Consider the following 20,728-nt stretch of genomic DNA (forward strand, 5'->3'; position numbering starts at 1 on the left):
TACGTTCATCCATTAAAAAGTCTTTCTTAGCTTTCAAAACCATTACATTAAACTATTACACCTATCTTATTACACCTAATCAAATTTTTTGAGGTTTAATTGTACCATTGACATTAAAAAAATCTACTGTTGTCTATTTGAAAGAATTTAATTGTTTAACCTAATAGCACCAACTTTTTTTTAAAATCTTGAGCTGTACCTCTCTAAAATGCTATTGTATGCTCCTATTAATTGTTCATTGGGGATAAAACAAAATCTTTTAAAGTATAAAATATAACTATATTTTATACTGTTGCCTTTTACTTAAATTAGCTTAATGGCTCCAAATTAAATAAAAAACCCCAATTTGCCGGTAGTCAGCTTATTAGGGGTAATACTTGGCGGTGAGGGAGGGATTCGAACCCTCGGTACAGTTTCCCGTACGTCAGTTTAGCAAACTGATCCTTTCGGCCTCTCAGGCACCTCACCTTTTGCTTCTTTCGTAAAGCGTTGCTTTTTTAAAGGAGTGCAAATATAGTAATTCACTTTTCTCAGCAAAAAAAATTATTAATAATCAATCCGTACATGATAAATACTCATCAGCATCTTTTTAAAGATACTTTTTACGGTTTCGATTTCTTTCAGCGTGATGTTGCTGTTTTTAAGCTGTCCCTGCTCCAGTTTATAATTTACGAGCCTGTCTACCAAATCGTTAATAGATTTAAAATTAGGTTCTTTTAATGCCCTTGATGCGGCTTCTACCGAATCGGCTAACATCAATACACCCGTTTCTTTTGAAAAAGGAATTGGCCCCGGATATTTAAAAATATTTTCATCCACTAACTTTTCAGGGAAATTCTTTAAAAAAGACTGATAAAAGAAGTCTACCCGTGTATTTCCATGATGCGTGCGAATAAAATCGACAATAATTTCCGGAAGGTTTTTTTTACGTGCAAGTTCTACACCTTTTTGTACATGCCGGATAATGACCCTTGCACTTTCTTCATACGACAGCTTATCATGCGGATTAAAACCCTGGTTTTGGTTCTCGATAAAATACTGCGGGTTTTCGATCTTTCCAATATCATGATATAAAGCTCCTGCCCTAACCAGCAAGGCGTTGCCACCGATGGTATAGATGGCTGTTTCTGCAAGGTTGGCTACTTGTAAAGAATGCTGAAAAGTTCCCGGTGCATTAAAAGCCAGGTCGCGTAAAATGGATGAATTGGTGTTGGTTAACTCAATTAAAGTAATATCCGAGGTAATACCGAACACTTTTTCGAAAGCATAAATTAAAGGATAAGCCAGCAGGGTCAACAAAACGCTGACTACAAAAGGTAAAAAATCGTTCCAGTCAATTGAACTGAAACTTCCTTCACGGATAAAAGATATCCCCAAAAAAGAAACTAAATAGCAACTGGCAATTAACAAAGCAGAAATTAGAAACTGTTCCCGGCGGATCAGGTTTTTAATACTATAAATAGAAACCATACCAGCCGTTAGCTCATAAAAAGCAAATTCAAAACTGTTAGGCACAAAAAAACCGGCTATTAAAACTACCAATAAATGGATGTTTAGCGCCAGCCGTGTATCAAACAAAATGCGGATGATGATCGGGACAATACAATAAGGAATATAATACAAATTTGGCAACTGAAAACGGATGGCCCACGAAAGGGTAACCAGCATTGAAGTGATCACCAGTAAAATCAGTCCCACCAGCCTGTTATCATTATAAATGTCCCTGCGGAAAAGGAACAAGAAAACGATCAGCAGGGTAATAATCAGGAAAACCAGTAAAAACTGGCCCAGCAAAACCATTGTTTTATCGCCGGTTACATGTACATTATCTTCAAAAGCCTTTTTGTACGATTCTAATTTCTGGTAAACATCCTGGTTAATTACAGAACCTTTGGCTACAATCAACTCTCCTTTTTGCACCATACCACGCGTTTGCGATAAGCCGTCGAGCGTTTCTTTCTCTAATTGCAGCGTTAAAGGGTTGTCGTAGTTGAGGTTGTATTGTATGTGGTCCTGCAGCAAACCAATTAAAAACGATTTATCTGTTTCCTTGTGTTGTGTTAAAACCTGGTCGCAATAGCCAAGCGCCCGCTCTCGTGTAAACAGTTCAGACGTATTTTTATTTTGTGCAACCTTATTTTGTAATATCGTTACCTCATAATTTTCTCCGCCATGCTGAAACCTTTTGTTTAAGGCCAGTACGCCTTTCTGATAAATAGCAGCAAGTAAATTAACGCCTAAACGCTGGTAAACATCCTTTTGCTTTTCGTTTAAGGATGCATTGTGCCACTTAATTTCAAAATCGTTTTTAAAGTTTTCCAGCTCCTGCTTCTCTATTTGAGGATCGTACTCGTAAATGGGGCTGATACTGCGCAAGGCAGCATCTTTATCAGCATCGAGTTCGGCATTGGTTTTTAAAATAGCAAAGTTATAGGGCGAAACCAGGTCTTTCTGGTTCCATATTCTTCCCTTTCCATATTCATAACGAAACTTTGCCTGTTTTGGCAAAGTGAATATAATCACAATTACTGCGGTAAACATCATCAGAAACTTGATGTTGATTGCGAATTTCCGCATTAATGCTTTCTGCCGGGATGAGTTAAATAAAGCCATTAAAAATCTAATACTGATCAAATTTAGAATAAGTTTCTGTTTAAAAGATTTTCCCTTGTACTAATTATTATTTGTAGTTGATAAGATTATGGTATCAAAATAAATCTGGGAAAGCACAGAACTGAAAAAAATACGCTGTTAAAACGCCTTTTACAATTGTTGAAATTGTTTAAACTTTTAGAGCCTGTATAATTTATACAATAAAAAATATTAATGCTTCTTTTACCCTATAAATTTGTTGTTTGCATCCACTTAAATGGACCAAAAACCAAATGCCCAACATTTTGGGCTGATAAAAGAAGCATCAACCCAAAAAAGAGAACCAAAAATAAGTTTGAACAACATCCTCAATAATCAATTATAATTTCTTAATGAAGAAATATTTATTGTTCGTTCGCATGTTTTAATAGCTTTGATGCTTCTTTTACCACACCAAAATTGGGCTTGCCAGAATATTAATTAACGTTAACTCCTGGTTTAAAGTAGTTATGGCATTCAAATTTATTTGTGGTTTTATGCGGAGAACGGAATGTGGCGACAATTGTTAAAGCTGGAAATTATATTATAAATTATGGCCTATCAATTATTTTCATCTTTAAAAACAACCGAACTACGGATCAGAAGACATGGTTTACTTCAATCGTACTATGAATTAACAGACGAAAAATCAACGTTTGGCAAACTAAAATTCGGAGGCTTGTTTTTAAGGCAGGCATCGGTAGAAACAGCACAGGGGACCTGGATTTTTAAACGCAAAAGCTTTTTCAGCAAAATTATCACCATTACCGATAACAAGGGTTTGCCGGTAGCACAGTTAGCTAAAAAATGGTTTAGCAAAAGTGTGCTGTTAACTATGGCCGATGGCACACGCAACTTGTTTTCGCACCCGTCCTTCTGGAAACGAAAATATACTTTTACAAACGATCGGGGCAAAGTAATGGAGTTTCAAAGCCGTTTTGCAGATAGGAACCCGGTTAAAATTATCCTGCCAAAAAACTTTCAGCCTAACAACCAAACCCTTTTAATGGCATTTACAGGGGCATATTTACTTTTAGTAATGCGGCGAGAGAAAGCAGCCGCAGCAGCACACTAATTTTTATGCCATAAAAGAAGCATTCTTTTAAGCTTAAAGTGGAAATAGGAAATGTTTTCATTTTGGAAAAATTGAGAAGAAAACACGTTAATCTAAATTTAATCGTTTTACTGTTTATCAAAACGTTTAATTTGCAGCAATTGAAAGCAACAGCTATAAAAATGCTTCTGATAATATGAGAAAAAAGCTTGTCGGCTTATTGGTTTTTGTTTTTTTTACGGTTGCTGTATCTGCACAACAGCCGGAACAAAGCAGCAATCAAACTAAATTTAAAAATTATGAGGACAGCTTAAAAACGCTTGGCTCAACTTTTATCAATAACGAAAATGACCTGGAACGCAAAAATGCCAATTATCAGTTTATACGTACTTTAGTTAGCGCTTTAAAAATTCCGGGTTCCTATAATTATGCTTTTGATTCGTTAAAAGCAGTATCGTTACTTTATGCGCCCGATAATCAGTTCCGTTTGTTTACCTGGCATGTAATGAACGAAGATGGCAGTTTTCGTTATTACGGAACGATACAATTAAACACCGGAGGAGCATTAAAAATGTTTCCGCTGACTGATTTTTCGCCATTTATTAAAAACCCCGAAGATTCTACTTTTACTGCACAGCATTGGTTAGGTGCACAGTATTATAAAATTATTAAAGAAGGCAAAGAAAGCCCTTATTATGTTTTGTTAGGCTGGAAAGGCAACAATGTTAAAACAACCAAAAAGGTAATAGAAGTTTTATCTTTTAAAAACAATGCACCCGTTTTCGGTTTGCCGGTGTTTGAAGGCAACCAGAAAACACGAAAAAGGATTGTGTTTGAGTATAGCCGACAGGCATCTATGCTGCTGCGTTATGTGCCGGAAAAGCAATTGATTGTGTTTGACCACCTTGCTCCGCCAGACCCGAAAACAAAAGCAGATTTTAGTTTTTACGGTCCTGATTTAACTTATGACGGTTACCAGCTTAAAAACGGAAAATGGAATTTTGTAAGCAATTTAGACATGCGCAACATTCCGGAAAGCGGAGGTGATACGGAAATTGAAGACCCTAAAAAGCAAGCCTTGCGAGACAGGGCCTCTATACCGGTAAGAAGAAATAATTAATATCTTTTAGATTTTTGTATTGCAAAGTACATTTAATAATAAGTGCAATATCTAACCGGCAAAATTTTATTTTGGCAGAATAATAGTATTTTCGGAAAAAATTAACCTTTTTATTTGATGGAACCAGAAATAGCTGCTGTAGGTGCCGGACTTGTTGAAGTACCTGCAAAAAGCCATCCCAAGGGATTATATGTATTATTTTCGACAGAGATGTGGGAACGCTTTAACTTTTATGGGATGCGTGCCTTGCTTACTTTATTTTTAGTTAGTGCCCTTGGTTTCTCTGATAAAGACTCAGCAATTATATATGGCGGTTTCCTGGGCTTATGTTACCTTACCCCAATGCTTGGCGGTTACATTGCAGACCAATATTTAGGTAACCGTACCTGTATCATTTTGGGCGGTACAACAATGGGTATTGGCCAACTGCTCCTGTTTTTTAGTGGTTACAGCTATGCAGGCAATGTAGATTTTGCCAAAACAATTATGTGGGTTGCTTTAGGGGTGGTTATTCTGGGCAATGGCTTTTTCAAGCCTAATATTTCTTCTATGGTAGGGCAGCTTTACAAAAAGGGCGACGCCCGCCTCGATTCTGCCTTTACTATTTTTTACATGGGTATTAACGTTGGCGCTTTATTGGGTATGACCGTCTGTCCGCTGTTAGGCGATGTAAAACTTGGAGATACGCGCGTAGTAGAAGCTTTTAAATGGGGGTTTTTAGCAGCAGGTATAGCTATGTTTTTAGGTACGGCAGTTTTCATTTTTCTCAAAAATAAATTCATCATATCACCCGATGGCGCTGATATCGGTATAAAACCAGATCCTGCCCGTTCATCTATAAGTCCAACTGGTGAAGCTGAAAAAGCAAACTTTTCTACCGTGGCCATTGGTTCCGTTGTTGGTTTAATGGTGATATTGTTTAGTGCATTTCATTATTTGTCTATTGATCCAAACCCGATCAAAAGCTGGGTCTATCCGTTTATTTATGCTTCTGGTATCAGTTTGGCGGTACTTATCCTAACAGATAAATCTATTACAAAAGTAGAACGCCAGCGTATCAGTGTAATTTATACTGTTGCCTTCTTTGTAATCTTCTTTTGGTCAGCTTTTGAACAAGCTGGTTCATCGCTAACTTTTGTGGCCGATAAACAAACCGATCTGAATGTATTTGGCACACAAATACCGCCAAGTTTAGTACAAAATGCCAATTCACTGTTCATTGTTATCTTTGCGTTGCCTTTTAGCTGGATGTGGCTAAAGCTGCAAAAACGAAACCTTGAACCTATCTCACCTGTAAAACAAGCATTAGGCTTATTATTACTGGCAATTGGTTATTATATTATTGCCTTACAGGTAAAAGATTTAGGGAACACAGAAAAAATTGCGGTAATCTGGCTCATCGTGATGTACCTTTTCCATACGCTTGGCGAATTATGCCTGTCGCCGATAGGCCTGTCATTAGTATCCAAACTGGCCCCTAAACGTTTTTCATCCTTATTAATGGGTGTTTGGTTTTTAAGCAATGCTGCCGGTTATGCACTTGCAGGCACATTAGGCGCTATATTACCCCCTACAGGAGATAAATTTACTTTTGCATCTTCAAAAGGAATAGACTTAAAAGGTATTTTAGATGGTAAAGTTTCAGCCACAACTAATCAGCTTGTCATATTGGCTAAAGAAAAAATTGACGTGCATTATCCTACTTTTGTTGGCTTTACTATTCATAACTTGTATGAGTTTTTTATGGTATTTGTAATACTATCAGGGGTAGCATCAATATTATTATTTTTAATATCTGGGTTTTTGAAAAAAAGGATGCATGGTGTTAGGTAATGCATAAAACATTATTTGTAAATTTTTAGATATTTGTTAGCCTGTAATATTCAGGCTGCTCTGTTTTATAATAAATTAATTGTAAATAGCCGTGCCCGATAGTCTTGTTATCATACCCACTTACAACGAGAAAGAAAACATAGAACGTATTTTGCATAAAGTGTTTTCCATCATGCATGATTTCCATGTGCTCGTTATGGACGATGGCTCGCCTGATGGTACGGCAGAAATTGTTAAAAACCTTCAGCTAATCTATCCTGAAACTCTATTTATACACGAACGTGCCGGAAAGCAAGGCTTAGGCACTGCATATATTTTTGGTTTTAAATGGGCGACAGATAGGCATTATGATTTTATTTACGAGATGGATGCCGATTTTTCCCACAATCCTGATGACCTTTTACGCTTACGGCAGGCTTGTGTAGATGGTGCAGATGTGGCCGTTGGTTCCCGTTATATCAATGGTGTAAATGTGATCAACTGGCCAATGAGCCGGGTGATGATGAGTTATTTTGCCTCTGTTTACGTTCGTTTTATCACTGGTATCGATATCCAGGATGCAACTGCCGGTTTTAAGTGTTATCGCCGGAAAGTTTTAGAAACCATCCCTTTAAATAAAATCCAGTTTGTAGGTTACGCTTTCCAAATCGAAATGAAATTTACAGCCTTAAAATATGGTTTTAAAGTAGTTGAAGTGCCTATTATTTTTACAGACCGCAGGCAAGGCGTTTCTAAAATGTCAACTAAAATATTTAAAGAAGCTTTTTTAGGCGTAATTAAAATGAAGATGAGCAGCTGGGTAAGAAAATATCCGAAAAGCCGCCCAGCCGAAAAATCAAAAACCATAGAAGATATTTAAATCCTGTTTCAATTTATACCTGACAATTTTTAATGCTTCTTTTATGCCTGTATTTTTAGGCGATAAAAGAAGCATCAAAATAGATCGGACACAAGTAAACAGGTTACCAAAACTTGTATTTCTTTAAAAACTTCTCTCTTCGCTAAATCAGTTCTGCACAAAGTTTAGTGTCAGAGATTTTCCTTACCGGTAAATAATACTAAATTTGTTGGTAATGAATAAGCATATTGATCCTAATCCGGAACAGTTGTCCTCTGCCGAAAAGGAAATCGAAAAAGTATTGCGCCCACAGGCTTTTGAAGATTTTACCGGACAGGAAAAAATACTGGAAAACCTGCGTGTTTTTGTTAAGGCAGCACGGATGCGCGGAGAAGCTTTAGACCATGTTTTACTACATGGCCCGCCGGGATTAGGCAAAACTACCCTTTCGCATATTATTGCCAATGAGATGGGTGCCGGTATCAAAATTACTTCTGGCCCGGTTTTGGACAAGCCCGGCGATCTGGCTGGTTTGCTAACCAACCTGGAAGAAGGCGATATTTTATTTATTGATGAGATCCATCGCCTTAGCCCGCTGGTAGAAGAATACCTCTACTCGGCAATGGAAGATTACAAGATCGATATCATGCTTGAAACCGGCCCGAATGCGCGTTCGGTTCAAATCTCCCTAAACCCTTTTACGCTTATTGGTGCTACAACCCGCTCTGGTTTGCTTACAGCCCCTTTGCGTGCCCGTTTTGGTATCAATGCCCGTTTGCAGTATTATGATGCCAAATTGCTGACAACTATTGTGCTTCGATCGGCAGAGATTTTAAGGACACCAATTGCAGAAGAAGGCGCTTTTGAAATTGCAAGAAGAAGCCGTGGCACGCCGCGTATTGCCAATGCTTTGTTAAGAAGGACACGCGATTTTGCACAAATAAAAGGCAACGGCACCATCGATATTCCGATTGCCAAATTTGCTTTAAATGCTTTAAACGTTGATGAGCATGGTTTGGATGAAATGGACAACAAAATCCTGACAACCATTATCGATAAATTTAAAGGCGGGCCGGTGGGTTTAAAAACCATTGCAACAGCCGTAAGCGAAGAAGAAGGCACGATAGAAGAAGTTTACGAACCGTTTTTAATTCAGGAAGGTTATTTAATGCGTACTTCCCGCGGCCGGGAATGCACCGAAATTGCTTACAAACATTTGGGCAGGATCAAAAATAACGGCGGCCCGACTTTGTTTTGATCTATATTTTTAGGTGGTAAAAGAAGCATGCTTCTTTTACCACCTAAAAATCCTCAAAGCTCGTCCAGAGCTTTTCGTTTTGATTTTGAATTTCGATATTGCGAAGGCGAGAAACCTGTTATCTTTTTAAACTGTGCAGATAAATGCGCACTGCTGCTGTAGCCCATTTTTAAAGCAATTTCGTTCAGGTTCAAATCGCCGTATTCCATCAGCTCTTTAATTTTCTCTACTTTTTGCTGAATGATGTAGTGCTCGATGGTATTTCCTTCCTGTTCAGAAAAAAGATTACTTAAATAAGGGTAAGGTTTTTGCAGCTTTTCGGTAAGCAAAGTAGAAAAATTGATATTCAGTTGGCTTAAATCAGAATATTGAACAGTTTCTGTAATCAAATTCCTGACCTGCTCCACCAGTTTGGTTTTGTAATCATCAATCAGCTCAAAACCAACAACTTTAAAGGCAGAAGCAATGGCATGTAATTGATCGGGATTTGGTTCCGGCCCTACTTCAACCCAACCTAAACCAATATTTTTTACATCAAAATTTAAAGCCTGCAAAGTTTGCCTTACCACCAGCAGGCAACGGTTGCAAACCATATTTTTAACAGCTAATTTCACTTTTTAGAATTAAGAAATACGTTCGGCCTTAAACCCGGCTTTTTCAAGTGCCGCAACTACTTTTGGAATAGCTGATTCTTCGGCATCAATGGTTAACGTTTTTTCTGCACCGCTAACATCTGCTTTCCAGCTTTTTACTTCTTTCAATGCATTTAAACCGGGTGTAACTGCTGTTACGCAGCCATCGCATTTCATTGTGGTTTTAAACAAAATAGGTTTACTCATCCGCTGTTCCTCCCTGGTTATCAGAATGGATATTTTTGCCGTCCTGGCCGCCGGTTTCATTTTGCGAGTTTTTTCCCTCTTTCTGATATTGAATATGATCGCCGCTGGTATGGTTTTCTTCATTCTCGCCAACACCAATCGGTTTGTCGGTTTTTGAAGTACTTTCGTGTGTATCATTGGCATCAGTTGTAGATTTTTGATGCTGGCCCTGGCTGAATTGATCTTGATTTTGAACAGACATGATATTTTAATTTAAGTTTTTTGATTAATTGTGATGCTTCTTTTATGAAGGTAAAACTGCTAAAGGTTTAAAATGTTTAGGCAGAAGCTACCGGTTATTTAACAGCAATAAATGATCTTTTTCAAAAGTAAACCTAATTTTAAGGTTTTGTTTAATTTTGATGTCATAGGATAAATTTGAACAGCGTAAAAAATCAAAATGGATTATAAAGATTATTATAAAATTCTGGGTGTAAGCAAAACAGCTACGCAGGACGAGATTAAAAAAGCTTACCGCAAGCTGGCTGTAAAATATCATCCAGATAAAAACCCGGGCGATAAAGTTGCCGAAAGTAAATTTAAAGAGGCAAACGAAGCAAACGAGGTTTTAAGCAAGCCCGATAAACGCAAGCAATATGATGAGCTTGGCGAAAACTGGCAAAGTTACCAGCAAGCAGGCGGTTATGCCAATCAGGGAGGCGGCAGGCCGGGCGGCAGCAGGCAGCAATACGGCGGCGGCGGTTTTTCTACCGAAGATTTTTATGGAGGAGGCGGACAGTTTTCTGATTTTTTTGAAAGTATTTTCGGCGGCGGCGCAGGAGGAGGACGTGGCAGCAGCGGACGAAGTACACGCCGTGCAACAACCGGGGAAGATTTACAGGCAGAAATGTCTATCACACTGGAAGAGGCTTTTCATGGTGCATCCCGCCAGGTAACCATCGGCGATTCTAAGGTAAACATGAAACTAAAGCCCGGCGTTAGCGAAGGCCAGGTTTTACGTTTAAAAGGCAAAGGCGAACCCGGACGAAATGGAGGAGCAAACGGCGACTTATTGATTACCATGCATATTTTACCAAACAACAAGTTTGAACGCAAGGAAAACGATTTGTATTTCGACCAGCAAATAGATTTATATACGGCTGTTTTAGGCGGAAAAATTCCGGTACAAGGCATAGACAAAACCGTAAACATGCCGATCCCTGCCGGAACGGACAGCAATAAAACTTTCCGGTTAAAAGGTTTAGGCATGCCGCATTATAAAAATCCGGAGCAGCATGGCGATGCTTATGTACGTGTGGTTATCCAAACGCCAAAACATTTATCAGCAAAGGAAAAAGAACTTTTTGAACAGTTGGCAAATTTAAAGGCACAGCAAACGGCTTAGCAGATTTTAGTATTTTCGCCCACATTTCAACTGCTGATACCATGCTTTTTACGCTGATTGCCCAATTGGTTAAAATTGAATTACAGGAAATTTATCCGGTAGAACTAACTGTTGAAGATGGATTGATCCGGTCCATCAAAAAAGTACCGGTAAAAGAAGCATCCAATCTTCCGTTCCTGGTTCCTGGTTTTGTGGATGCACATGTACATATTGAAAGTTCTATGCTGATCCCTTCTGAATTTGCAAGATTGGCTGTGGTACACGGAACGGTTGGAACAGTAAGCGATCCGCATGAAATTGCAAATGTTTGCGGACTGGCAGGCGTAGAATTTATGCTTGAAAATGGCCGTACAGTTCCTTTTAAATTTAATTTTGGTGCGCCCAGTTGTGTTCCGGCAACTACTTTTGAAACTGCCGGTGCTGTTTTAAATGCAGATGAAGTTGATTTGCTTCTCTCCCGAAAAGAAATAAAATACTTAAGCGAGATGATGAACTTTCCGGGTGTGTTGAACCAGGACCCGGAAGTGATGCAGAAACTCAGATCAGCAAAAAAACATCAAAAACCAATTGACGGACATGCGCCGGGTTTACGCGGAGAACTGGCCGAACAATATATCGCAGCTGGAATTAGCACAGACCACGAATGTTTTACGGAAGAAGAAGCCTTAAACAAGCTTCGTTTAGGGATGAAAATCCTGATCCGCGAAGGAAGCGCCGCCAAAAACTTTGATGCTTTGATTAGTTTAATGAACGATTATCCAGACCAGATGATGTTTTGCAGCGATGATAAACATCCTGACAGTTTGGTTTCTGGTCATATTAATCAACTTTGTGCGCGTGCTGTTGCAGCAGGAGTTGATGTTTTTAAGGTGCTAAAAGCAGCATCGGTAAACCCGGTTTTGCATTATAAGTTGGAAATCGGACAGTTAAATTTGGGCGATGCAGCAGATTTTATTCTTTTAAAAGATTTGAAAGATTTTGAAGTGATCCAAACGTACATCAACGGAGAACTGGTTGCCGAAAATGGCGAAAGCAGGATTAAAATGCAGCCTTCACAAACCATCAACAATTTTTCCTGCCTAAAAAAAGCACCGGAAGACTTTGCTTTTGCAGCAGCAATTCCTTCCGCAGCAAAACAAAAAGTTACGGTGATTGAAGCTTTGGACGGGCAACTGATCACCAACAAAATTGAAACAGCATTACCTGTAAAAAATGGTTTTTTAGTAAGCGATTTAGCAAACGATGTATTAAAAATATGCGTGGTTAACCGTTACCGCGAAGCGCCGGTTGCAAAAGCATTCATCAAAAACTTTGGTTTAAAAGAAGGCGCAATTGCATCATCCGTTGCCCACGACAGCCATAATATTGTTGTAGTTGGCGCAGATGATGAAAGTATTTGCAAAGCTGTAAACCTGCTGATTAAAGCACAAGGCGGAATTAGTTGCATAAGTAATGAAAATGAACAGGTTTTGCCTTTACCAGTTGCAGGATTGATGAGTGCTGATGATGGTTACAAAGTTGCAGCAGCTTACACCCAAATCGATGGCATGGCAAAAAGCTTGGGTTCTGCCCTCTCCGCTCCTTTTATGACTTTGAGTTTTATGGCTTTGTTAGTTATTCCTCACTTAAAATTAAGCGATCTGGGTTTGTTTGATGGTGATGGGTTTAAGCTGATAAATCAATAAAAACACCGATAAAAGAAGCATTAGTGCTGTGCTTTTTGTCATTCAAAACGCATAGAGGAATCTTCATCAAAGAATATAAGTTCCTCAATTGCTTCGATGAAGATTCCTCCTAAAGCCGGATAACAGTGCAATAATAACTGATCCTAATAATGCCCGCGGATAAAACTGCGGATTTCCTTATCGTACAATTTCCTTAATTCCTGATGGGTCAACGGCGCCAATGGCGGAAGTGCAGAAGCTTCGACATTACTTTTTACCTGCGAAACTTTGGAAGCGCCCGGAATAACGGTAGTAACTTCAGAATGATCTAAAATCCAGCGGATTGCCCATTGTGCCATACGTTCGTCGGGCAACAGCTTTTTAATTTCCTGCGAAAGCTTTACACCATGTTTAAACTCAATGCCCGAAAAAGTTTCGCCTGCATTAAAAGCTTCGCCGTCAGCATTAAAATTGCGATGGTCTTTCTCCTCAAAATGCGTGTTTTCATTAAACTTTCCGGTTAACAAACCACTTGCCAATGGTACGCGCACAATAATAGCCACACCTTTTGCTTTGGCTTTTTCAAAAATTTCATCTGCAACATGTTGCCGGAAAAGGTTAAAAATGATTTGGAGTGAAGCCAGTCCCTCCTGTTCCAGACAAATCAGCGCTTCTTCCGAAGTTTCTACACTTGCGCCCCAGTTCAAAATCAAACCTTCATCTTTTAAATGCGCCAGATATTTAAAAACTTTCCCAGAACGCATTTCTTCCGTTGGGATGCAATGCAACTGCTCCAGAAACAAATGCGATTGCCCCAGATGGTTTAAAGAATCTTCCACCTGTTTCCGCATCAGATCATACGTAAAGTTTTGCGGCCAGCCATTCGGGGCATCAGACCGGCGGCCTAATTTGGTAGCAACATAAATTGGGTTTTTCTGCGTTTTCAAAAACTTCCCAATCATCTTTTCGCTGATGCCCATGCCGTAAACATCTGCCGTATCTATAAAATTTCCGCCTGCATCTACATAAGTCTGCAAAATTTGCATGGCTTCTTCCTCGTCCACATTTCCCCAATCGGCACTGCCTAATTGCCAGGTCCCTAAGCCAACTTCGGCTATTTGTATGTTTTTAAAAGCTCGGTATCTCATAAAAGTTAAACAGTTTAATTTGATTTTGATTTGAAAGGATAAAGATAAGACCGGGATTTTTATCTGCTAAAAGAAGCATCGTTTATTTTTCAACGTTTTGCCTGATGCTTCTTTTACGGCACTAAAATTTAGATTAAATAAGAAAGCTTTTCTTGTTTTCAATCTGCTTTCCGGTAAAGTAAAAAATGCTGTATTGGTAAAAATTCGCTTCGCTGGTCGGGTTTAAAACCGTTTGCGGCAAGTTCTTTATTAGCTTGCGATACCGACATTTTGTGCAGTTCTTTAATTTCAATGGCTGGGTCTTCTGCCCGAAATTCCAGCAGCAGTAATTTGCCCCTGGGTTTTAACGCTTTGTACAAAGCCTGCAAAACTTCGTGCGGATAAAGCAGTTCGTGGTAAACATCAACCATAATGGCCAGATCAATGGAAGCATCCGGAAGGTTTGGCGAAGTTTGACTTCCTTTAATAACCTGCACATTTTGCTGGCCCAGTTCCTTTTTCTTTTGGTTGAGGTAATTGATAAACTCCTGCTGCACTTCAACCGCGTAAACTTTTCCCTGAGGTACTTTTTTGGCGATGCGAAAAGTATAATAACCAGTACCTGCGCCAATATCTGCAACAACAGAATTAGCAGTTAAAGGCATTTTACTGATGGCAAGCGCCGTGTTTTCTTCCTGCTGCCGGTTGTTCCGCTCCAGCCAGTCTGCGCCTGCTGCGCCCATTACAGTTGCAATCTCTCTGCCAAAATATATTTTTCCGGTGCCGTCTGCCGTTGCAAGCCTGCTTTGATAAACCGGGTTTTGCTGTAGCGTTTTAGGCTGAGAACAGGCTGAAATTACCGTAAACAAAAACGGAAGTGCGAATGCTGTTTTTATCAGTGTTTTTTTGAACATATTACTTAAACAAGCAAATATCTTGTTTGTGAGGAGAACTTATCAAAGAAAAATAAAGGTGTTGTTCTTATCATAAAACAGCCTTTCCTGTAAATCCATCTTCCGCAAAAAACCAAAACACTTAAAATTAACCGGCTTCCTTTGAATATTCATTCACTATTAAAAATCCTGCTTATTAAATTACTAATTATTTAATAAATACTTCTATTAATATTACATACGATAGCTAATTTAAGTTTTTTTTGATAAAAATTGAAAGATTTGTATTATTTATAATAAATTGCGCAATAAAAAGATCCTTGTTTATGCAGATGCTTCAAAATCTAATACTTTTAACCCAAAACTGAAATGGATTATACAAAAAGTGTTCTTCTTGATAGCTCCATTAACACCGTCCTGCATTTTAAATCCACCTCTCCTTATATTTCTAACTAAACAAAAACTTCCTGAAATGAAAAAATCATTACCATTTATTCTGCTGCTCATTGTAATGGTAGTTGCCCTGTTTTTTAGTTCTGTTGATTTAACCATGGTTAAAAACAGTAAAATTGATACCGGCGATACGGCCTGGATGCTTATTTCTACCGCCCTGGTATTGGTGATGACGCCGGGGCTGGCGTTTTTTTACGGCGGAATGGTCCGTAAAAAGAACATGATTTCTACCATGCTGCAAAGTTTGGTTTGTATGGGAATGATAACGGTGATCTGGGTGGTATTTGGGTTCAGCCTTGCTTTCGGGACTGATTTTCATGGCATTATTGGCAACCCGGCAACTTTCTTCCTGATGAAAGGAACACTTGGAAACAGTACCTGGCCTTTAATGCCAACTATTCCGATTATTTTATTTGCCATGTTCCAACTTAAATTTGCGGTTATTACCCCAGCTTTAATTACCGGCGCATTTGCAGAACGGATCCGTTTTAACTCCTATCTTATCTTTTTATGCCTTTTTATCGTTTTTATTTACGCACCGCTTGCCCATGCTACCTGGCATCCGGATGGCTTAATGTTTAAAGCAGGTGTTTTAGATTTTGCAGGCGGAACAGTTGTACACATGTCTGCCGGCTGGGCAGCCCTTGCTTCGGCCTTGTATTTAAAACAGCGTAATTCTCCGGACCACACCCCTGCCAGGATCAGCTACGTAATATTAGGAACAGGTTTATTATGGTTCGGCTGGTTTGGTTTCAATGCAGGTTCTGCAGGCGGTGCTAACATCCTTGCTGCTACTGCCTTGGCCACTACCACTACTGCTTCTGCGGCAGCCGCCATGACCTGGCTGTTTTTTGATATGCTGAGAGGGAAAAAACCTTCTGCAATGGGTGCCTGCATTGGCGCAGTTGTAGGGCTGGTAGCTATTACGCCTGCTGCGGGTTATGTTACCGTTGCGCATTCTTTAGTTATTGGTATTGTATCTTCTGTTGTAAGCAACCTGATCGTGATCTGGCGTACCGGCACCAGTATTGATGATACACTGGATGTTTTTCCATGTCACGGTGTTGGTGGGATGATGGGTATGCTGCTAACAGGCGTTTTTGCCAACACAGCTGTAAATAGTGGCAATACTACAGGCAATGGACTTTTTTATGGAGAAACACACTTATTTTTTATACACCTGATTGCCCTAATTGCTGTTTCTGCTTTTGCTTTCTTTGGATCGATGATTTTATTAAGGGTAACTAACCTGATCAGCCCGTTAAGGGTAAGCCTGGATGAAGAAATTGCAGGTTTAGATCAAAGCCAGCACGATGAAGAGCTTTAAAATCCTATATACTTCTTTTATCATATAAAAATTAATCAAAACCGATAATTTTAAGATAAAATATCATGCTTAAAACTATTTTATTTAATATGTTAAGCAATTTTATTTTATCAATTTCTTAAAAAAGCCAATTTTTAAGAAGTAAAAAACATGATAAATTTAAAAAATAACACATTTAATAAAATGTTTTTCAAAAATTAATAAATATAACAATATAAATTTAATTTTTTATTCATATCTGCTATATTTGGATATAGAATTAATGAAAATTAAAAATACAAACAGGATTAATTAACAATGGCAGCAAAACTTGAATACATCTGGCTGGATGGCTACAAACCGACCCAAAGCCTGCGTAGCAAAACTAAAATTGAAAAAGACTTCAGCGGCAAATTAGAAGATTGTCCGGAATGGAGCTTTGATGGTTCTTCCACCGAGCAAGCTCCCGGAGGTTCATCAGATTGTATCCTGAAACCTGTTTTCATTTGTAAAGATCCGCAAAGAAGAAACGGGTATCTGGTGATGTGTGAAGTATTAACTTCAGACGGAAACGCCCATCCAACCAATGGCCGTGCCATGATTGATGATGACGATAACGATTTTTGGTTCGGTTTTGAGCAGGAGTATTTTCTTTGGAACCCTGAAACTAACAAACCGCTTGGTTTCCCTGTAAATGGTTACCCTGCACCGCAAGGCCAGTATTATTGTTCTGTAGGCGCAAAAAATGCTTTCGGCAGAAATATTGTTGAGGAACATTTAGACGTTTGTTTAGATGCCGGGTTAAATGTAGAAGGTATTAATGCAGAAGTAGCTGCCGGACAGTGGGAATTCCAGATTTTTGCAAAAGGCGCCAAAGAAGCTGGCGATCAGATATGGATTGCTCGTTATCTGTTAGAAAGGATCGGCGAAAAATCTGGTGTTTCTATCAACTGGCACTGCAAGCCTTTAGGCGCCTTAGATTGGAACGGTTCTGGTATGCACGCCAATTTCTCTAACTCTGCTTTAAGAACAGCGGGTAAAAAAGAAATTTATGATACTATTTGCGAAGCTTTCCGCCCGGTTGTTGCAGAACATATTAAAGTTTATGGTGCAGATAACGAACTGCGGTTAACTGGTAAACACGAAACTGCGTCGATTTATGATTTCAGCTACGGTATTTCCGATCGTGGCGCTTCTATCCGTATCCCGCTGGCAACTGTAGAAAGAGGCTGGTACGGTTATTTGGAAGACCGACGTCCAAACTCTGCCGCCGACCCGTACAAAGTGGCTGCACGTATCGTTAAAACAGTAAAATCAGCAGTGGTTGACGAAAAAGTATCTGCTTTTGTTGAATCAGAATTAGCGTAAATAATAATTCTGTTTCTTTTTATAGAATTAAAAGAGGTGTAAGTTTAAAGCTTACGCCTCTTTTTATTTGGTAATTATTCTACCCCAAATAAACGCGAACGTAAAACGATAGCCATTCTTTCCCGGTTAAAATAGCTAAAGACCGCTTTTAAAAGTTCAAAATCCCGACGAGAAAAGGCAATTTCTCCATGAGAAAGAGCAGATTAAGGACAGCTAAATTTTATGCTTGTAAAAGAAGCATAGATTTTCAAAAACAGTGGGATTAAAAGTCCAAAGTTCAAAAGGACAGGATTGTAAATATTGCAATCACGACCAGCAGGAATATGTAATTTTGTAAATGATGAAACAAAAAATAGTTGTTCTGATTGCTTTTTTCTTCCTAACCAATTCAGTTGTCTATAGCCAGTCTGTAACCTTTACCATCAACATAAAAAACAGGGTACAAACAATTGATAATATTGGCGCTTCCGGTGCCTGGTTTTCTGAAGGAATTGGAAAATATTGGCCGGCAGACAAAAAAGAACGAATGGCCCAACTGCTTTTTAGCAAAGCTTTTGATAAAGCCGGAAATCCTTTAGGTATCGGGCTTTCTGCCTGGCGTTTTAATATTGGCGGCGGCACTGCTGAACAGGGCGACAGTAGTGGTATCAGCAATCCTATAAAACGTGTGGAATGTTTTCTTTCACCAAACGGAACATACGATTGGAATAAACAACAAGGCTATTTATGGTTTGTAAAAAAAGCTGCATCGTATGGTGTAGAAAACTTAATCGCTTTTAGTAATACGCCTCCTGTACAATTCACCAAAAACGGATTGGGCTTTAAAACAGAAAAAAACTTTGAATCCAATTTAAGAGAAGATAAATACAAAGATTACGCAGATTTTTTAGCAACTGTTATCCGTCATTTTAATCAGGAAGGGATTCATTTTAATTATGTAAGTCCCGTAAATGAACCGCAGTGGGATTGGTCAAACAAGTTTGGTCACATGAGCCAGGAAGGTTCTCCCTGGGGAAACAAAGATATTTATAAGTTAACGCGTTGCCTCGACAGTACTTTGCAGGCTAATAAGCTTTCCACTAAAATTATCGTTGCAGAAGCTGGTATTCTTACTGCGCTTTACGAAGGAAATGGCAAGGCTACCAAACAAATACAACACTTTTATTCTAAAAACAGCCCTTATTATATTGGAAATTTAAACCACGTAGAGCATATTATTGAAGGACATAGTTATTTTACTGATTCCGGCGATTCAGACATGGTAAAAGTACGAAAACGGCTAAGAGATACGGCTTTTAAATACCAAGTACCTTTCTGGCAATCAGAATATAGTATGCTTGGCAACGGATATAAAGAAGGTGCAAAAGGTAAAATCAGTGCGATTGATTGTGCACTTTTTCTTTCTAAGATGATTTATCATGATCTTGCTGTTGCCAATGCAACGGCCTGGCATTTATGGAATTCCTGGGAACCGAGCAATGCAGATTTTGACACGCGTTATTGCCTGCTTGCATTAAAAATCAATGCTGCAAACACGGAAGGAGATTTTACAATTACCAAAAACTTGTGGGCGCTTGGACATTACAGCAGATTTATAAGGCCGGGAATGCAGCGTATTGTTATTGAAAGAAGTGACGGTTTAAATGATATACAAGCTGCTCAAAACATCATGTTAAGTGCATTTACCGATCAGCAAAAAATAGTGGTTGTTGCTGTAAATTATACACAAGCAAGCAAAGAACTCAATTTAGAAATACCAGGCGTAAAAAAAGTTAAAAGCATCAGGCAATATGTTACAACAGCAAAAGCTGATGATAATATGAAACCTTATGTTTTAAGTTCAATTAAAAAAGTTGTCTTGCAACCAAGATCAATAGTTACAATTGTTGTTGAACATTAGACTTTAAATTAAAAGAATAAACTGCCTAAAACTTACAAGGGTAGTTCTCAGTCAGGATTTACTGTTTGAAAAACGGCAGTTCTTTCGTTTTAATAAGAATTATAGGATATGCCATTAACAGCAATCCGGTCAAAACCGAAAGCAACAACAGCTTAGTTGGAACACCTATTAAGATCGCTGCCCTAAAAGCCTCTATGCCAACTGGTAGGAATAGTATAAGTGCAGTAATTAATCCCGGAGAGAATTTCTTTGTGATAATGGTTGGCAGAACATGGAAGAATATTGCGTTGATTAACATTAACGCCGGAAAAGCTAAAGCAAAGGCAGGGTAATTCCAACCAACAGAAGCGCAAGCTACACCCATGAACAATACCACTGTATTAACAACATAAAAGCCATTCCACTCGACTTGAAGTTTTAATACATTTCGCGCCCATGATTTCCAGTCATAAAAAAACTCTTCGAGTATATGTATGGCGTAGCATAAAAGTGCAACCCAAAATATAATATTGCCCATCTTCTTATCCTTTTAAAATTATGATTAAACCTATCAATTTACAAAATTAGTCAACGCGATAAAACTTTTAATGATTCGACCCTAACTGGGATACTATTCAAAAAAGGCTTTAAGGCTTCTTTGTTTAAATTGCTTTCATCTTGTTGTTCTTTGCATCGTGGGTAACTTCTGCAAACCCGAGCTTTTCCATAAGCGGCGGAATATACATTCCAAATCTTCCGCGAAGCCCTTTTTTAAGGCCGTACCAACCGCCAACCGGATTAGTTTCCGAACGGCCCCAGGCTTCAACAGATCCTTCTTTTGCCGGCTTTTGCTCGTCTGCACTTCCAAGTTCAACCCAATCGCCTTTTTCCTGCAACATTTTATGCAAGTCGTCTAAACATCGGTAATCGTATAGCAATGTTGTTTTACCCACAACACAAACGATTACTTCTTTGCCATCTTTTTCATCTTTGTACATTTCGTAATCAGATGATAATGGTGGTGTTTTTAATTTCCATGGGGTTTCTTTTGTTCCTTCGGTTGCCATAATTTTATTGCTGT

Annotated in this window: 18 protein-coding genes and 1 tRNA gene; 10 read left to right on the top strand and 9 right to left on the bottom strand. The window is 38.7% G+C overall.

Annotated features, from left to right (window positions below; genetic code table 11):
- Positions 1-378 precede the first annotated feature (378 nt).
- Together GO621_RS13440 and GO621_RS13445 are read right to left on the bottom strand one after the other, a co-directional pair.
- Positions 379-468, bottom strand: a tRNA-Ser gene (locus GO621_RS13440).
- Positions 469-546: 78 nt separating this feature from the next.
- The gene (locus GO621_RS13445) at positions 547-2,613 is read right to left on the bottom strand and encodes an HD family phosphohydrolase (RefSeq protein WP_232335656.1); all 2,067 of its coding nucleotides are present in this window, start codon (positions 2,611-2,613) and stop codon (positions 547-549) included.
- A 571-nt stretch (positions 2,614-3,184) separates the two neighbouring features.
- On the opposite strand from GO621_RS13445, the gene GO621_RS13450 reads away from it, so the two are divergent.
- The 5 genes from GO621_RS13450 (at position 3,185) to ruvB (ending at position 8,734) form a co-directional block, all read left to right on the top strand.
- Positions 3,185-3,706 carry a hypothetical protein gene (locus tag GO621_RS13450; protein ID WP_157567896.1) on the top strand — a complete coding sequence of 174 codons (522 nt, stop codon included), beginning with the start codon at positions 3,185-3,187 and terminating at the stop codon, positions 3,704-3,706.
- Positions 3,707-3,881: 175 nt separating this feature from the next.
- The gene (locus GO621_RS13455; protein ID WP_157567899.1) at positions 3,882-4,805 is read left to right on the top strand and encodes a hypothetical protein; all 924 of its coding nucleotides are present in this window, start codon (positions 3,882-3,884) and stop codon (positions 4,803-4,805) included.
- 117 nt (positions 4,806-4,922) lie between these two features.
- On the top strand, positions 4,923-6,638 hold the full coding sequence (locus GO621_RS13460; RefSeq protein WP_157567901.1) for a peptide MFS transporter: 1,716 nt from the start codon (positions 4,923-4,925) through the stop codon (positions 6,636-6,638).
- A 91-nt stretch (positions 6,639-6,729) separates the two neighbouring features.
- A complete protein-coding gene (locus tag GO621_RS13465) occupies positions 6,730-7,497 on the top strand; it encodes a polyprenol monophosphomannose synthase (RefSeq protein ID WP_317163444.1) in 768 nt (255 codons plus the stop codon).
- 214 nt (positions 7,498-7,711) lie between these two features.
- The gene (gene ruvB, locus GO621_RS13470) at positions 7,712-8,734 is read left to right on the top strand and encodes a Holliday junction branch migration DNA helicase RuvB (protein WP_157567903.1); all 1,023 of its coding nucleotides are present in this window, start codon (positions 7,712-7,714) and stop codon (positions 8,732-8,734) included.
- Between the two features lie 53 nt (positions 8,735-8,787).
- Here the strand turns inward: ruvB and GO621_RS13475 are convergent, their stop codons facing one another.
- Genes GO621_RS13475 through GO621_RS18890 form a run of 3 tightly spaced genes read right to left on the bottom strand, consistent with a single transcriptional unit; the run spans position 8,788 to position 9,814 of the window.
- Positions 8,788-9,348 (bottom strand): helix-turn-helix domain-containing protein, encoded by a 561-nt coding sequence (locus GO621_RS13475; RefSeq protein ID WP_317163445.1) that lies wholly within the window; start codon positions 9,346-9,348, stop codon positions 8,788-8,790.
- Between the two features lie 9 nt (positions 9,349-9,357).
- Positions 9,358-9,573 carry a heavy-metal-associated domain-containing protein gene (locus GO621_RS18885; RefSeq protein ID WP_198170245.1) on the bottom strand — a complete coding sequence of 72 codons (216 nt, stop codon included), beginning with the start codon at positions 9,571-9,573 and terminating at the stop codon, positions 9,358-9,360.
- A complete protein-coding gene (locus tag GO621_RS18890; RefSeq protein WP_198170246.1) occupies positions 9,566-9,814 on the bottom strand; it encodes a hypothetical protein in 249 nt (82 codons plus the stop codon). The genes GO621_RS18885 and GO621_RS18890 overlap by 8 nt, the downstream gene beginning before the upstream one ends.
- A gap of 198 nt (positions 9,815-10,012) precedes the next feature.
- On the opposite strand from GO621_RS18890, the gene GO621_RS13485 reads away from it, so the two are divergent.
- Together GO621_RS13485 and ade are read left to right on the top strand one after the other, a co-directional pair.
- Entirely contained in the window at positions 10,013-10,957 is a 945-nt protein-coding gene (locus tag GO621_RS13485) for a DnaJ C-terminal domain-containing protein (RefSeq protein ID WP_157567907.1), read from the top strand.
- A gap of 41 nt (positions 10,958-10,998) precedes the next feature.
- Positions 10,999-12,642, top strand: a complete 1,644-nt coding sequence (gene ade, locus GO621_RS13490; RefSeq protein ID WP_157567909.1) for an adenine deaminase — start codon at positions 10,999-11,001, stop codon at positions 12,640-12,642.
- Between the two features lie 143 nt (positions 12,643-12,785).
- Here ade and GO621_RS13495 read toward each other — a convergent pair whose 3' ends face one another.
- Both GO621_RS13495 and GO621_RS13500 read right to left on the bottom strand, forming a co-directional pair.
- The gene (locus tag GO621_RS13495; RefSeq protein WP_157567911.1) at positions 12,786-13,769 is read right to left on the bottom strand and encodes an aldo/keto reductase; all 984 of its coding nucleotides are present in this window, start codon (positions 13,767-13,769) and stop codon (positions 12,786-12,788) included.
- 158 nt (positions 13,770-13,927) lie between these two features.
- Positions 13,928-14,662: a class I SAM-dependent methyltransferase gene (locus GO621_RS13500; protein WP_157567913.1), complete on the bottom strand. Its 735-nt coding sequence runs from the start codon at positions 14,660-14,662 to the stop codon at positions 13,928-13,930.
- 451 nt (positions 14,663-15,113) lie between these two features.
- Between GO621_RS13500 and GO621_RS13505 the strand changes: the two genes are divergently transcribed.
- The 3 genes from GO621_RS13505 (at position 15,114) to GO621_RS13515 (ending at position 19,668) form a co-directional block, all read left to right on the top strand.
- Entirely contained in the window at positions 15,114-16,421 is a 1,308-nt protein-coding gene (locus tag GO621_RS13505) for an ammonium transporter (protein WP_157567915.1), read from the top strand.
- 297 nt (positions 16,422-16,718) lie between these two features.
- Positions 16,719-17,768, top strand: a complete 1,050-nt coding sequence (locus GO621_RS13510) for a glutamine synthetase beta-grasp domain-containing protein (RefSeq protein ID WP_157567917.1) — start codon at positions 16,719-16,721, stop codon at positions 17,766-17,768.
- Between the two features lie 337 nt (positions 17,769-18,105).
- Positions 18,106-19,668 carry a glycoside hydrolase gene (locus GO621_RS13515; RefSeq protein ID WP_157567919.1) on the top strand — a complete coding sequence of 521 codons (1,563 nt, stop codon included), beginning with the start codon at positions 18,106-18,108 and terminating at the stop codon, positions 19,666-19,668.
- Positions 19,669-19,726: 58 nt separating this feature from the next.
- Here GO621_RS13515 and GO621_RS13520 read toward each other — a convergent pair whose 3' ends face one another.
- Together GO621_RS13520 and GO621_RS13525 are read right to left on the bottom strand one after the other, a co-directional pair.
- Complete coding sequence (locus tag GO621_RS13520) at positions 19,727-20,185, bottom strand: HXXEE domain-containing protein (protein ID WP_157567921.1); 459 nt, start codon at positions 20,183-20,185, stop codon at positions 19,727-19,729.
- A gap of 124 nt (positions 20,186-20,309) precedes the next feature.
- Positions 20,310-20,714 (bottom strand): DUF6855 family protein, encoded by a 405-nt coding sequence (locus GO621_RS13525; protein ID WP_157567923.1) that lies wholly within the window; start codon positions 20,712-20,714, stop codon positions 20,310-20,312.
- Positions 20,715-20,728 lie beyond the last annotated feature (14 nt).

Origin of the sequence: Mucilaginibacter arboris (assembly GCF_009754915.1) — a bacterium.
Classification (GTDB): Bacteria; Bacteroidota; Bacteroidia; order Sphingobacteriales; family Sphingobacteriaceae; genus Mucilaginibacter_A; species Mucilaginibacter_A arboris.